General features: G+C 68.0%; 12 protein-coding genes. 4 read left to right on the top strand and 8 right to left on the bottom strand.

What is annotated here, in order from left to right:
- Window positions 1-70: 70 nt before the first annotated feature.
- The gene (locus VN11_RS12640; protein ID WP_053449988.1) at window positions 71-898 is read right to left on the bottom strand and encodes a class I SAM-dependent methyltransferase; all 828 of its coding nucleotides are present in this window, start codon (window positions 896-898) and stop codon (window positions 71-73) included.
- Between the two features lie 63 nt (window positions 899-961).
- Between VN11_RS12640 and VN11_RS12635 the strand changes: the two genes are divergently transcribed.
- On the top strand, window positions 962-1,369 hold the full coding sequence (locus VN11_RS12635; RefSeq protein WP_053449987.1) for a MerR family transcriptional regulator: 408 nt from the start codon (window positions 962-964) through the stop codon (window positions 1,367-1,369).
- A 31-nt stretch (window positions 1,370-1,400) separates the two neighbouring features.
- On the opposite strand, the gene VN11_RS12630 is transcribed toward VN11_RS12635, so the two are convergent.
- The 3 genes from VN11_RS12630 to VN11_RS12620 form a co-directional block, all read right to left on the bottom strand.
- Window positions 1,401-2,117, bottom strand: coding sequence for an MgtC/SapB family protein (locus tag VN11_RS12630; RefSeq protein WP_005409984.1), 717 nt, complete (start codon window positions 2,115-2,117; stop codon window positions 1,401-1,403).
- A 101-nt stretch (window positions 2,118-2,218) separates the two neighbouring features.
- A complete protein-coding gene (locus VN11_RS12625) occupies window positions 2,219-3,991 on the bottom strand; it encodes a chloride channel protein (protein WP_053451327.1) in 1,773 nt (590 codons plus the stop codon).
- 62 nt (window positions 3,992-4,053) lie between these two features.
- Window positions 4,054-6,135, bottom strand: a complete 2,082-nt coding sequence (locus tag VN11_RS12620) for a TonB-dependent receptor family protein (protein WP_053449986.1) — start codon at window positions 6,133-6,135, stop codon at window positions 4,054-4,056.
- A gap of 131 nt (window positions 6,136-6,266) precedes the next feature.
- On the opposite strand from VN11_RS12620, the gene VN11_RS12615 reads away from it, so the two are divergent.
- Entirely contained in the window at window positions 6,267-7,187 is a 921-nt protein-coding gene (locus tag VN11_RS12615) for a M14 family metallopeptidase (protein ID WP_053449985.1), read from the top strand.
- A 73-nt stretch (window positions 7,188-7,260) separates the two neighbouring features.
- Here the strand turns inward: VN11_RS12615 and VN11_RS12610 are convergent, their stop codons facing one another.
- Window positions 7,261-8,112 carry a LysR family transcriptional regulator gene (locus VN11_RS12610; RefSeq protein ID WP_053449984.1) on the bottom strand — a complete coding sequence of 284 codons (852 nt, stop codon included), beginning with the start codon at window positions 8,110-8,112 and terminating at the stop codon, window positions 7,261-7,263.
- 160 nt (window positions 8,113-8,272) lie between these two features.
- Between VN11_RS12610 and VN11_RS12605 the strand changes: the two genes are divergently transcribed.
- Complete coding sequence (locus VN11_RS12605) at window positions 8,273-8,626, top strand: SMR family transporter (RefSeq protein ID WP_053449983.1); 354 nt, start codon at window positions 8,273-8,275, stop codon at window positions 8,624-8,626.
- Window positions 8,626-8,949: a DMT family transporter gene (locus tag VN11_RS12600; RefSeq protein ID WP_053449982.1), complete on the top strand. Its 324-nt coding sequence runs from the start codon at window positions 8,626-8,628 to the stop codon at window positions 8,947-8,949. Before VN11_RS12605 ends, VN11_RS12600 begins: the two co-directional genes overlap by 1 nt.
- Window positions 8,950-9,075: 126 nt before the next feature.
- Here the strand turns inward: VN11_RS12600 and VN11_RS12595 are convergent, their stop codons facing one another.
- The 3 genes from VN11_RS12595 to VN11_RS12585 form a co-directional block, all read right to left on the bottom strand.
- Window positions 9,076-12,024, bottom strand: coding sequence for a TonB-dependent receptor domain-containing protein (locus VN11_RS12595; RefSeq protein ID WP_053449981.1), 2,949 nt, complete (start codon window positions 12,022-12,024; stop codon window positions 9,076-9,078).
- A 69-nt stretch (window positions 12,025-12,093) separates the two neighbouring features.
- A complete protein-coding gene (locus VN11_RS12590; RefSeq protein ID WP_053449980.1) occupies window positions 12,094-13,038 on the bottom strand; it encodes a FecR family protein in 945 nt (314 codons plus the stop codon).
- Window positions 13,035-13,553 (bottom strand): sigma-70 family RNA polymerase sigma factor, encoded by a 519-nt coding sequence (locus VN11_RS12585; RefSeq protein WP_008264921.1) that lies wholly within the window; start codon window positions 13,551-13,553, stop codon window positions 13,035-13,037. Before VN11_RS12585 ends, VN11_RS12590 begins: the two co-directional genes overlap by 4 nt.
- Window positions 13,554-13,690 lie beyond the last annotated feature (137 nt).

Here is a 13,690-nt window from a genome sequence, read left to right as displayed (position 1 = left end):
GGACGGAGGGGATTAAGTCGTTTCCGGCACTGCCGGGGCAAGAACGACTTAATCCCCTCCGTCCCTTTTTCTAGGCGCGGGCGCTTACGTGCCAGCAGGCGGCCTCCACGCGCACGCGGTCGCCTTCGATGAAGGGGGCGAACGCCGCCAGTGCCTTGTCGCGAAGTGCGGCGGCGCGGGCTTCCGGCATCGAGCGCAGGGCAAGACCCAGCGGGCCCAACTGGCCTACGTACGTCGGCAGGTCATCACGGGCGATCGAGCAGGGCAGGTCCACGGCGACCACATCCACATCCTTCCAGCCGGCGGCCAGCAGCGCGTGCCGCACGCGTTGGCCATCGGCGAAGGCGAACTGTCCCGGAGCGCCGGGCACGCGCGGCGGCAGATCCAGCGCATCACCAATGGCGCGCTCGGCGGTGGTCATGAACGGATTTTCGTCTGCGCCGCGCCAGGCAATGAAACGAAGGCCGGCGCCGGGCAGCGCCGCGCGGTGCAGGTTGGCGAAGGCCGCGCCGCTGTCCTCAAAGAACATCACGCCCAGCCGCGACTGGATCCAGTCGTAGTGTGCCGGCGGCAGCGGATGTTGCTGCGCATCGGCCACGATGAAGTCCGCCGCTAGTCCTGCGTCGGCGGCACGCTGCCGGGCCAGCGCCAGCATCGGCGCGGAGATGTCCAGGCCGGTGCAGTGTGCTTGAGGGCGCGCTGCCGCCGCGGCCAGCAGGCTGGCGCCGGTACCGCAGCCAATGTCCAGCAGCTGGGTGACGGTATCCGGCAGCTCGCTGACCAGCAGATCGGCCAGCGGCTGGAACAGGCCATCGAGCATGGCCTGTTGCGCGACCCATACCTGCCCGCCAGAGCCATTCCAGAGCGCGCTTTGATCAACCGGGGATGTGCTGGCCATGGCCTTGCCTTGCAGGGAAGTTGCCCATAGGTTGGCGCTTGAAGGCGACTTGAGGTCAAGCCCATGCGTGAACTGGATATCGGCGAGGTGGTGAAGCGCAGTGGCGTGCCGGCCTCGACACTGCGTTACTACGAACAGCTGGGGCTGTTGCAGGCCCTGGGCCGTCGCGGCATGCGCCGGCAGTACGACGAGCAGGTGCTGGAACGGCTGGCACTGATCGGCCTCGGCCAGGCGGCCGGGCTGTCGCTGCAGCAGATCGGGGTATCGCTGCCGCCCCTGCGCGGATGCCTCACGCTGGACCGGGACGCCCTGCTGGCACAGGCCGAGATACTGCAGCGGCAGATCAGCCAGCTGCAGCGGATACGCCGGCACCTGCAGCGGGCAGCGGCCTGCCCGGAGGCGCAGGATGCGCGCCGGTGCGGCTCATTCCGCAAGTTGTTGAGGGCCCAGCAGCGCATCGCGAGAGGGTGAGAGAAGCGCATCCACGCCATGCGTGGATGAATCAATCGCGCGTACTGACTTCCCAGGTGGCGTGCAGCACGCCTGGCACGTGTTCCATCCGCGCCAGCACCACGTCCAGTTCATCGGCGCTGACGGCGGTGCTGACCAGGACCGCGATCACATCGGTGGGCGCGTCGGCATGTTCGACCACCTGCACATCGCCAACCGGATACTGCGCGGCCTCCAGTGCATCGACCAGCCGCTCGCGCACGCGCGGCACTGCTTCGGCATCCACGCTCAGGCGCACCTCGTAGGTCGCTTCGGTCGCCGCCTCGTTGATCGGGATGCGGTTGATCGCATTCACCAGCGGCCGCAGCAGGGTGTTGCCGGCAATGATCAGCACCGTCAGCAGCACGCCCTCGGCCAGCATGTCCGCACCGGTGCAGCTGCCGACCGCCGCCGAGCACCACAGCGTGGCGGCGGTGTTCAGGCCGCGCACGTTCATGCCTTCCTTCATGATCACGCCAGCGCCGAGGAAGCCGACGCCGGAGACCACGTAGGAGATCACCCGCACCGCCTCGGCACTGCCGGCGATGCGCATGCCCAGGTCGACGAAGGCAGCGGCGCCCACCGCGACCAGCACGTTGGTGCGCAGGCCGGCGGTGCGCTGCCGGTACTGGCGTTCGGCGCCGATCAGCGTGCCAAGCACGAAGGCGGCCAGCAGGCTGACCACGGTGTCGGCGAAGGGGCCGGCCTGGAAGGTTTCAATGAAGCGCATGGCCCGAGTCTACCCGGTGGAGGTGACAGTAGATCCACGCCCTGCGTGGATATCCAGATGTGCCGGAAACGACTTAATCCCCTCCGTCCCCTTTTGTGGGGTCAGTCGGTGTCCTCGACGCGCTCGCCCATCAGTTCGCGCTGGCGCTTGTCCAGTTCCTCGGCGTAGCGCTTGCGCACGAAGGTTTCGGAGACCACGCCGAGCACCTGGCCGTCGGCGGTGACCACGGCCAGTTCGTCGGCCTGGGTCTGGTCGAAGCGCTGCATCACGCTGACCACGTCCGCGGCCGGTGACAGTGACACGTCACGGTTCTCGGCCAGTTCGCCGATCACGGTCTCCGGTTTCACGCCATCGCCATAGACGCGGGGAATCTGCACGATGCCGGCGTAGTGGCCTTCGCCATCGATCAGCACCACCCGGCTGCCCGAACCCAGCGGGAAGCGCTGGCGGAACGCGGCAGCGTCGAGGTCGGCAGGGGCGGTCGCCACGCCCTTGCGCATCAGCCGGCCGGCGTTGAGGTTCTGCACCCAGCCCACGTCGCGGGCGCTCTTGATGGTCTCGCCGCGCAGGTGCATGCGCCAGGTCGAGAACGAGTAGCCGAACCATTGCCGTACCAGCGTGCTGGAGACTAGCACCGCGCTCATCACCACGCTGGTCAACAGGAAGTCGTGGGTGCCTTCCAGTACCAGCATGGCCATGGTCATCGGTGCGCCGACCACGGCGGCGGCCAGCGCCGCCATCCCGGCCAGCGCGGCGGAGGTGGCGTCGATCACCGGCACCCCGGTGGCCATGGCCAGCAGGCCGGCGAATAGGGCGCCGACCAGGGTTCCCATGAACAGCGAGGCGAAGAACAGGCCGCCGCGGAAGCCGAACCCGAGCGAGATGCCCGAGGCCAGGCACTTCAGGGTCAACAGGCCGCCGATCCAGATCAGCGGCAGGTGCGTGGTCAGGTCCAGGTGCAGCGCGCCATGGCCGGACGACAGCACCTGCGGGCTGGCCAGCGCCAGTGGAATCAGCAGCAGGCCGCCCACCACCGGCCGGCCCCACAATGGCAACGGGCTGCGCTTGACCGTGCCTTCGATCGAGGCGATCAGCCGCATCACCGCGATGCCGACCATCGCGCAGCAGCAGCCGAGCAGGCCGTAGATGGCGTAGTCGGCGGCGCGTACATCAATCGTCGAGGCGGCGGGCAGCAGGTAGGCCTCGATGCCGGCCTGGTCGGCCACGAACGCGCCGGCCAGCGCGGCGACCGCGACCGGCGCCAGTGCAGCCGGGGTGTAGGCACCGATGACGATCTCGAAGGCGTAGAACGCGCCGGCCAGTGGCGCACCGAAGGCGGCGGCGATGGCACCGGCGGCACCAGCGCCGACCAGGATGCGCACGTCGTTGCGGCGCAGGCGCATCACCCGCCCCAGCTGCGAGCCGCTGCCGGCGCCCATCTGCGTATACGACGCCTCCAGCCCGACCGAGGCGCCGCAGCCGTTGGACAGCAGGGTCTGGGTCAGCACGATCAGGTTGTCGCGCATCGACATGCGGCCGCCATGCAGCGCATTGGCTTCCACCGCATCGAGCAGGGGCCGCTTGAGCCGGGTCGCGGCCAGGCTGACCAGGCCGACCAGCAGCCCACCCAGCGGCAGCACCAGCAGCGCGGTCCAGGTCAACGAGGGCAGGGAGCTCAGGCGCATGCCTTCGTCCAGGCCGTACAGCGCGCCCTGCAGCCAGCGCGCGATGCCCGATTGCAGCAGGGTCAGGTAGCCGGCGATCAGGCCGACCAGCAGCGCCAGCGCAATGAACCACAGGTCGCTGCCACGCAGGCGCAGACGCAGGCCCTGGAAGGCCAGATGCAGGCGCGATGGTGAAACGGGCAGTGACATGGTGGCGGCATGATACGCCGCCACCGTGAGCGCCACCGTCACTGCATCGGGCGGTTATCGCCTCAGAAGCGGTAGCGGCCCTGCACGTAGAAGGTGCGCGGCGCGGCCACCATGCGCCCGGCGTTGCCGTCGACGTTGCGGGTGTACCAGCGCTTGTCGGCCAGGTTGTTCACGCCCAGCGTGATCTCGCTGTCGCCCAGCCCCGGCACCTGCCAGGCCACCTGAGCGTTCCACAGGCGCACGCCGGGCACGCGGCCCACGCGCGCGTCGGCGGTCTCGGCCCAGGTGTTGGCCGCATCGGAGAACTGGCCACTCTGGTGGGTGCTGGAAACGTTGAAGGTCCAGCCGGCCAGTGCGTAACGGGCACCCACGCTGTCGGTGTCGCGCGAATAGAACGGCACGTCCAGGCCGCGGTTGTCGCCGGACTGCTGGATCGCCTTGGTCCAGGTGTAGTTGGCGTACAGCTCCAGCCCGGCCAGCGCGCTGTCCTCGGCGAAGTGGTATTCCAGCGCGCTTTCCACGCCCTTGTGGTCGGTGGCGCCGATGTTCTGGAAGGTCGGCGGGGTGATGCCCGGCACCTGCAGGATCTGGTTGTCGAAGCGCATCTTGAACACGGTGATTTCCGCGCGCAGTGCGCCGTCCTGCCAACGCGCGCCCAGCTCGGTGGTCTTGGCCACTTCCGGGTTCAGCGGGTTGCTGGCGCTCTGCGAATTCAGCTGGATGTTCTGCACCGGCCCGAACGAGGTGGTGTAGTTGCCGAACACGGTCAGCTGCGGGGTCAGCAGGTAGGCGATGTTGAGCGAGGGCAGGGCCTTGTTGTTGCGGCTGCTGAAGGTCGCGCTGCCGCCGGACTGGCGGCGGTCCATGTCGATCCACTCCATGCGCACGCCCGGGGTGATCCGCCACTGGCCGACCGCGATGCGGTCGTCGATGTAGAACGCGTGGGCGTCGGTGGCGTTGTCGAAGCGGGTGGTGGCGCTGGCCGCACCGGTGCGGCGGGTCACGGTGTAGCTGCGGTCGTTGCCGCGCTCGCGCAGGAAGCGGTAGCCGGCGGTGATGTCATGCACGGTGCTGCCCCAGTGCAGGCGCTGGGTGTAGCGCGGCTCGATGCCGAGCACGCGGTAGTCGCGCGGCTGCACGGTCAGCTGGGTGTTGGCGGCATTGATCAGCGAGCTGGCACGGCTGCTCTCGTTGTAATAGGCCAGCACCTCGAACTCGCTGTTGGCCGACAGCGTGTTGGTGTAGCCCAGATCGATGCCGGTGCGATGGCCCTTCCAGAAGTCGGTCGGGCGGGTGTTCTGGAACGGATCGGCCTCGTACTGCGCGCGGGTCAGGCCGCCCGGAGTCAGTGAGCGCACATCGTAGTAGGACAGCTTGGCACGCAGTTCCTGCTGTTCGTCGATGGCGTAGGCGAACTTCAGTGCGAGATCGTTGAAGCGATCATCGCTGCCCTGGCGCCAGCCGCGGCCGTCCTGGCCGGAGTAGAGCAGGGCGGCGCCCAGCCCGTTGTCGCCGGTGCCGCCGAGGAAGGTGTTGTACTGGGTGCTGTCACCGCCGCCGTGATCGTAGGCGGTGTAGCGCACACCGGCCTCACCGTGCAGGCCGGCGCCGGTCGGAATGGCGCGGGTGCTGAAGTTGATGATGCCGCCCACGTTCTGCGGCCCGTAACGCACCGCGCCGCCGCCGCGCACCACGTCGATCGATTCGATGTTGGACAGGCTGGTCGGGGCGAACGATAGCTGCGGCTGCCCATACGGCGCCACCGCCAGTGGCACACCATCGAGCAGTACGGTGGAGCGCGGCGAATAGCGACCGGTGAGGCCGCGCACGCCGATGTTCAACGACACCGAACTGCCGGCCGTGCCGGAGTTGTCGGTGACCTGCACGCCGGGGATGCGGCGCATGGCATCGCCGATGCTGGCCGCGCCGCTGGCCTCGATGCGCTGGCGGTCGACCACAGTGCGGGCGCCGGCGAAGCTCTTGACGCTGTCGTGCAGGCCGGTGCCCAGCCAGCTGCCGGAGACCTGGATGCTGTCCAGCGTGGTGGCGCTGTCCTGGGCGAAGGCGCTGGCGGCCGGGAGCAGGCACAGGGCGAGGGCGGCGGCCAGCGGCAGGTGGGCCGGTCGGAGGGCGTTGATGGGCATCGGCGCAGGTCGTGGAAGGTCGTAAATGAGAATTATTGCTGATTCCATTCGCCAATGGAATGCGTCTGCGGTTCATGCCGATGACCGGGTGGTAGAGTGATGGATTGCTTCCTGACTCGCTGAGATCCGCCATGTCCCAAGCCGCTTTCTACCCCGTCGGAACCCCTGGCCAGCCGTGGGGAGCGGCGGAACGGGACCAGTGGCGTGGCCGCCAGCAGCGCCTGCGTCGCTATGACCAGGAGGTGTTGCCGCGCATCGAGGCACTGGCCTCGCGCTTCGACAAGGTGGCTTATGGCCAGCTCGACTACGCGGGTGAGATCTACACCCTGTTTGCCCTGCGCAGCCGTGACTGGAATCCGGCCCTGCCGGCGGCGCTGGTCACCGGTGGCGTGCACGGCTATGAGACCAGCGGCGTGATGGGTGCGCTGGAGTTCCTCGAGAAGCACGCCGCCGACTATGCCGGCAAGGCCAACCTGCTGGTGGCACCGTGCGTGAACCCGTGGGGCTTTGAGCGCATCAACCGCTGGAACTTCGATGCGGTCGACCCCAACCGCAATTTCCGCGCCGATGGCCCGGCCCGCGAGTCGACTGCCGTGATCGAACTGATCGCGCCCTACCAGGGCCAGTTCGTGCTGCACATCGATCTGCATGAAACCACCGACAGCGACGAGAGCGAGTTCCGCCCGGCCCTGGCGGCGCGTGATGGCAAGCCGTTCGAGCCGGGCCTGATCCCGGATGGCTTCTACCTGGTCGACGACACCGCGAACCCGCAGCCGGCGTTCCAGCAGGCGGTGATCGCCGCGGTGGAGAAGGTCACCCACATCGCCCCGGCCGACGACAAGGGCGAAATCATCGGTTCGCCGGTGGTCGCCCATGGCGTGATCGAGTACCCGCTGGAGAAGCTGGCGCTGTGCGCGGGCATCACCGGTGCGAAGTACACCACCACCACCGAGGTCTACCCGGACAGCCCGCGCGCTACGCCGCAGCAGTGCAACGACGCACAGGTGGCCGCCGTGTGCTCGGCCCTGGACTACGCACTCGCCCATCGTTGACGAAAAAGGGGACGGAGGGAATTAAGTCGTTTGTGGCACAAACGACTTAATTCCCTCCGTCCCCTTTTTCGGTTCACCCCAACGCGTCGACCCACCACAGGGCGGCCGGACCCGGCGGCGTGTCGCGGCGCCACAGCAGGTCGCTGTGGATACGCCGTGGCCAGCCGGGCAGGGTCAGTTCCACCAGCTGCCCACGGTCATAGCGCTGTACCAGCGCGCGTGGCAGTTCGGCCCAGCCGATGCCGTCCTCGGTCATCTCCATCACCATCAGGTAGTCGGTGGCGGTCCACGCCAGCCCGGTGGCTGCACGTGCATGTTCGACCTCGGCGCTCAATCGCACCTGCCGGTACCGGGCCAGCTGGGCTGCCGCGCGGCGGCCGGCGTCGGCCAGCGGATGGTCGCGCGCCACATAGATCGATAGTTCGCTGTGGTGGGCCAGCGGTCGGGCCACCAGTTCATCGGGATAGCGTTCCTGCCTGGGCAGCAGGCCCAGGCCGGCCCTGCCGCTGCATACAACTTCCAGCACGTCCTCACCTTCGGCATCCAGCCATTCCAGCTCGATTTCCGGGAACGCCTCCGCAAACCGTTGCAGGACCCGCAGCTCCGGATCAAGCTGGTAGACATCGGAGAACACCACGGTCAGGCGCGCTTCGACCGGTGCGGCCAGGCGCACGCTCAACTGCTGAAGGCGCACATCGGCGGCGAGGATCTCCTGGGCATGCCCGAGCACCTGTCGGCCGGCTTCGGTCAGCTGTGGGTAGCGCCCACTGCGGTCGAACAGGCTCACGCCCAGGTCGGCTTCGAGGTGGGCGATGGCGGTGCTGACCGTCGACTGGGTCTTGCGCAGCCGGCGCGCTGCCGCCGAGAACGAGCCGAGCGCTGCGGCTTCGACGAAGGCCTGCAGGGATTCAGGAGAGTAGGGCATTGATCCATCGCTCTTGTCGATGGAATCCATTTTGATCCCACCGTAAAAGACGATGATACTGCCGGTCGTCGCCCCTGTCTGTGGGGCGTTCCGGATCATCCACGCATGGCGTGGATCTACTGATGGCGGGGCGCGGTCCCCGCCCTGCAAGGAGTTTCACATGTCCCGCACTGTTCCCGCCCGTGGCGCGCTGGTCGCTTGGGCCTGCCTGACCGTGGCGATCGTCGCCGAAGTGGTCGGTACCTCGTTCATGGCCCATGCCGCCCGTGATGGCGGCTGGACCGGTTACCTGGTCATGGCTGGCGCGCTGGCGCTGTCCTATTACTTCCTGGCGCTCTCGGTGCGTCGCATCGCGGTCGGCGTGGCCTATGCGGTGTGGGAAGGCCTCGGCCTGACCCTGCTGACCGTGGTCGGCGTCACCGTGTTCGGCGAGAGCCTGTCATTGCAGCAGCTGGCCGGCCTGGTGCTGGCGGTGGTCGGCATCGTCTGCGTCACCCTCGGGGAGGCGCACTGATGAACACCCTGGCCCTGTTTTTCGTGATCTGTTCGGCCTTGATCGACGTCGCCGCCAACATGATGATGGCCAAGTCGGAAGGCTTCCGCCGCTGGCGCTGGGGTGTTGCGGCGATCGTCATGGTCTGGATCGCCTTCGCCCTGCTGGGCCAGGCGGTGCGCTACATGGACCTGGCCACCGCCTATGCGATGTGGGGTGCGATCGGTGTGATCGGTACCGCTACCTGCGGCCGCCTGCTGTTCGGCAACCGCCTGCGTCCGATCGGTTGGGTCGGCATCGCGCTGGTCACGTTCGCGGTGCTGCTGCTCAGTACCGCGAAGTAATGCGCCGCTGTGCCAACCAAGGTTGGCACCTGCCAGTGCTGAGTCGCCGGCACCTGCCGGAGCGTGAGTCGCGCAGGCAAGCGCCCCGGGGAGGATCTCCCCGGGGCGCTGTCGTATCCGCAGGGCTCAGAAGCGTGCGGTGAAGTTCAGCCGCGTGGTGCGGCCCGGGCCCGGCATCAGGCTCATCGCCAGCGTGTCCATGTAGTAGGTGTCGCGCAGGTTGCTGACCACCAGTTCCACCTCGGCTTTCGGGGTGAACTGCCAGCGCGCGTAGAAGTCATAGATCGCGGTGGGCAGGTAGATGTTCTGCAGGCCGGTCGAACCGGTCGTGTTCCAGGGCTTGTCCAGTTCATGGGTGGGGCCACTGTTGTAGGTGCGGCGAATGCCGGTATCCAGGCGGCGGTCGAACAGGCGGAAGCCCAGCGTGCTGTGGATCGAGTACTTCGGCGGGTTCTGCGCGTTGACGAACGAGGTACCGAAGCCGCCGTCCACGCAGTCCGGCGTGGTATCCAGCTTGCTCCACTTGGCATACGGGTCTTCGCGCAGGCGCTTGGCGGTGGCCGCATCGCAGGTGCGTGCGCGCTGGTAGTAGCTGGCCGACAGGTCCAGGTAGGCAATGCCGGCGTCATAGCCCGACTGCAGCTCGTAGCCGGACACCGTGTAGTTGTCGACGTTGTCGACGTAGAACGCCCAGGTGCTGGAATCGAAGCGGCGGGTGATCGCGTTGTCGATATCGTTCTTGAACCAGGCCACCTTGAACGCCAGGCGGTCGCCGTCACGCCAGAGGTCCTGCTTGAGCAGGCTGAAGCCGATGTCCCAGGAGCGGTTCTTTTCCGGCTTCAGGTCGGCCACTGGCGCCGAGGTGCTGTTGCCCAGCGTCGATTCGAACAGGCTGGGCATCTTCCAGCCCTGCGCGTACTTCACGTAGAAGAACATGTCCGCATCGAGGTTGAAGCGGGCCTCGGCATACGGCGCGAAGCCATGGCCGGAGCGGCGGATCGCCGGCTTGTAGCCCCACGCGGTGGGAATCTGCTTGGTGTAGAAGCCGTTGGCACCGCGCGGATCGGGAATGAAGCCATCGAAGTCGTAGGCCTGGCCCAGCGTGCTGTCGCCATAGGGCGTGGCGCGCAGCGAGTCATACGTGTAGTTGCCCTGTGCGTCCGGGTACCACTCCTTGTACCAGCCCGGCAGCAGCTGGCCGCCCTTGCTCAGGCGGGCGAAGGTGTAGCGCAGGTCGCGCGATTCGCTGACGAAGGCCACGCGGTTGCGGTCACGGGTGCGGTAGTCGATGAAGCGGCCGCCCGCGGTCAGCGACAGCCAGTCCCACGGCTGCCACTGCAGCGAGGCGACGACGCTGGCTTCGCGGCGCGTGCCCGAGCGCAGGTAGCGGTTGTTGTTGTAGTCCACCGGCAGCACCGGTGAATTCGGCGCGGTGTCCTCATGCTGGAAGGCGGCACCGTAGCGCAGCGTCCACTCACCCAGATCGTTGCTGAAGCGGGTGGTGTTGCTGCTGTCCACGCCCCAGCGCTGGGTCTTCACGTCCGACTGCAGGCCCGGGCCGTAGGTCTCGCCCAGCGTGTCGGGCATGGCGTCGCCCGGATAGTTCTTGAACAGCGGCGTGTTGGCGATGTTGCTGTTGAACATGCGGCTGGTGGCGGCGGTGAACCACAGGGTACTGCTCAGGTCCAGCCACGGGTGTGCCTCGGGCCGGTAGCGGTGGCGCAGCGAGGTGGCGTTGACCCGCATCTTCCCCGGCTCGAACTGGAACATGGTGTTGGCCTTGTCCACGTAGGTCACCCATTCGTTGGACTCGCCCACGCGGCCGATCGCCGACGGCATGATCTCGCCGAAGCTGGAGTTGAAGAAGCGGTGGCTCAGCTCCAGGCGCTGGTCGGGGTCGGGTGTCCAGGTGAATTTCAGCAGTGCCGATTCGTTGTCGGTATGCGTGTTGAGTACCTCATCGCCTGGATGAAAGAGCTTGGACACCGCCTGGCTGGACATGCCGGTGCCGCCGCTGGACAGGTGCTGGTCGTCGTAGCGGTGCGCGCCGTTGCTGCCGGCAAAGTAGTTGCCCTGGCGGCGACGTGCATAGGCGGCCACCAGCTGCCAGTCTTCGCCGCGCTGGGCGAAGGCCACGCTGCCATTCCAGTCACGCGGGTCGCGCAGGCTGTTGCGGTTGTCGCTGCCACGCGCTACCTGCTTGAACACGCGCGTGCGGTCGATACTGTTGTCGGCCACGCCGCCGCGCACGCGCAGGCCCCAGTCCTGCCCATCGTCGAGGATGTCATCGACGTTCAGCGTTTCCATGTAGACCACGCCGCCGATCGCGCTGGCGGCATTGGCGGCCAGGCTCGGTCCCTTCTCGATGCTGACCGCGCTGATCAGGTCCGGATCGAGGTAGCTGCGCTGCTGCACGCCGGCATAGCCGCGGTACACGTCGATGGCCTGCTGGCCGCCGTCGATGATCACCGGCACCCGGTTCTGGCCCTGCAGGCCGCGGATGTTGACGTCCAGCGCGCCGCCATTGCGGACGTCAGCGGTATGCACGCCGACCGCACCGGCCAGCACATCGCCGATCGACTGGCCGCGGAAGCGTTCCAGCTGCTGGCGGTCCAGGTGCACGCGCGAGCCGCTGTCACGGTAGACCGCATCGGCGTCGGCCAGGCCCCACGGCGAAGCGCCTTCGCTGGCCTGGCCAGCCACGCGCAGGGTGCCGATCTGGCGCACTCCTGCTTCAGCGTTGGGTGCCGCCTGCAGCACCACACCGCTGGCATCACGCTGGAAGGTCAGGCCGGTACCGGCCAGCAGCTGTGCCAATGCGGCATCGGCGTCGAGCGTGGCCTGTACGCCGTTGCTGTGGCGACCCCGGGTCAGGCGCGCATCGGCGGCGATGGACAGGCCGGACTGCTGGCCGAACGCGGTCAGGGCCTGGTCGAGCGCACCCGCCGGGATTTGCCAGCGCACGGATGCTTTGGTGTCCTGTGCATGGGCGGCGGCCGGCAACAGGCACGGGGTGGTCAGGGCCAGGCACAGCGCGATGGCCAGCGGGCGAGGGGAGGGGCAGGGCAGTTTCATGGGGGCGGCAATATCCGCAATGGGTTCCCTTGCTAGGCCCGGTGAGGGCGCAGAAAGGGAACCGCTGTTTCAATGCGGACGCATGACGGTCCACCACGGCCAGCGCTGCTCGATGCGGATCGGCAGGGCCCGGACCAACAGTTGCAGGGCCTGCAGGCTGTCCAGGCGTGGCAGTACGGCGGTGACGTTCAATGCGGCGAGCGCCGGATCACACCCGAGGTAACCGCGATGGTGGCGGGCGAGCTCGTCGATGACGCGGATCAGGGGCACGTCCTGCACCTGCAGTCGGCCATCCTGCCAGTCGCCACGCAGCGGATCCGCATCGACCGTCGTCAGTCCGCCCATTGGACCGATCCGCATCGCCCCGCCTGCGGGTACGTCCTGCGCCGCGCCGAACAGCGGCAGGCAGCGCACCGCGCCCTCGAACACATCCAGGCGACTGCCCTGCGGCTCACGGCCGACCGCGAAGCGGGTGCCGATCGGCTGCAGGCGCGCGCCCGGTACATGCACCGACAGCGGCAGATGGGCAAATGCGGGTAGATGCCCGGTCTGCAGCAGCAGTTCGCCGCGCAGCAGGTGCAGGTTGCGGCGGCCGTTGCCGATGTCGATCGACACTTCACTGTCGGCGTTGAGCCACAGCCGGCTGCCATCGGCCAGGGTCCAGTGGCCTGTGTGTCCGGCGGCGGTGCGCTGCGTCTGCAGGCCGCGCTGCAGCTGCACGGCGTGCAGGCCGAGCAACGAGAAGGCGCCAAGGCCGAGGGCGCCGCCGAGGCCGCGCAGTGCCTGCCGGCGGCGACGGCCAGCAGCATCCAGCGCCCTCGCTGCCGCGGGAGCCGACAACGGCGCGAACGACTGCCAGACCGACTCGACCCGCTGCCAGGCATCGGCGTGGCCGGCATCGGCGTGCAGCCATGCGCGCCAGCGCTGCTGGTCGCCGTCACTCCAGCCCTGCTGGCGCAGCGCGAACCACTCCGCGGCCTGTTCCAGCGCCGGGCTGGCGAGCGCGCTGCTCATGCCGTGGCGTCGCCGGACAAGCGCAGGCAATGCAGCATCGCCTGCGCCATGTACTTCTTGACCATCCGCTCGGACACGCCCAGCTGCTGGCCGATCTCCGCATAGCCGAGTCCGGACAGCCGTGCCAGCAGGAAGGCGCGCCGCGGTCGCTCGGCCAGGCCGGACAGCATGTCGGCGATGGCATGCAGCAGCTGCAATGCCTGCGTGCGTTCCTCCGCAGACGGGTGCACCGGCTCCGGTTGCGCGGCCAGCGCGGCCAGATAGGCACGCTCCAGGTCGGCGCGCTGCCAGTGGTTGACCAGCAGCGCGTGCGCGATGGTGCTGAGGTAGGCACGCGGCAGGCGCAGCTCGGCCGGATCGACGCGACGGCTGAGCAGGCGCAGGAAGGTGTCCTGGGTCAGGTCGGCAGCGCAATCGGCGTTGTGGGTGCGGCGGCGCAGCCAGCCCAGCAGCCAACCATGGTGTTCGCGGTAGAACCCCGCCAGCGCAGTGCTGGAGGCGGCGGGCACGGCCATCGGCATTGATCATTAATGAGAATGATTCCCATTATAGAATGATCGTGCGTCACTCGACAAACCTTGTGCAGCCAGGGCGCGAGGAGGGGGGATTTGCGATGCGCCCCTGCGCTCGCCGACACTGCGGTTTTCCACAA

It is taken from the genome of Stenotrophomonas maltophilia, from assembly GCF_001274595.1.
GTDB classification, from domain to species: domain Bacteria; phylum Pseudomonadota; class Gammaproteobacteria; order Xanthomonadales; family Xanthomonadaceae; genus Stenotrophomonas; species Stenotrophomonas forensis.
Note: the sequence above shows the minus strand (reverse complement) of the source record. Positions and strands in the feature narration are given on the sequence as shown.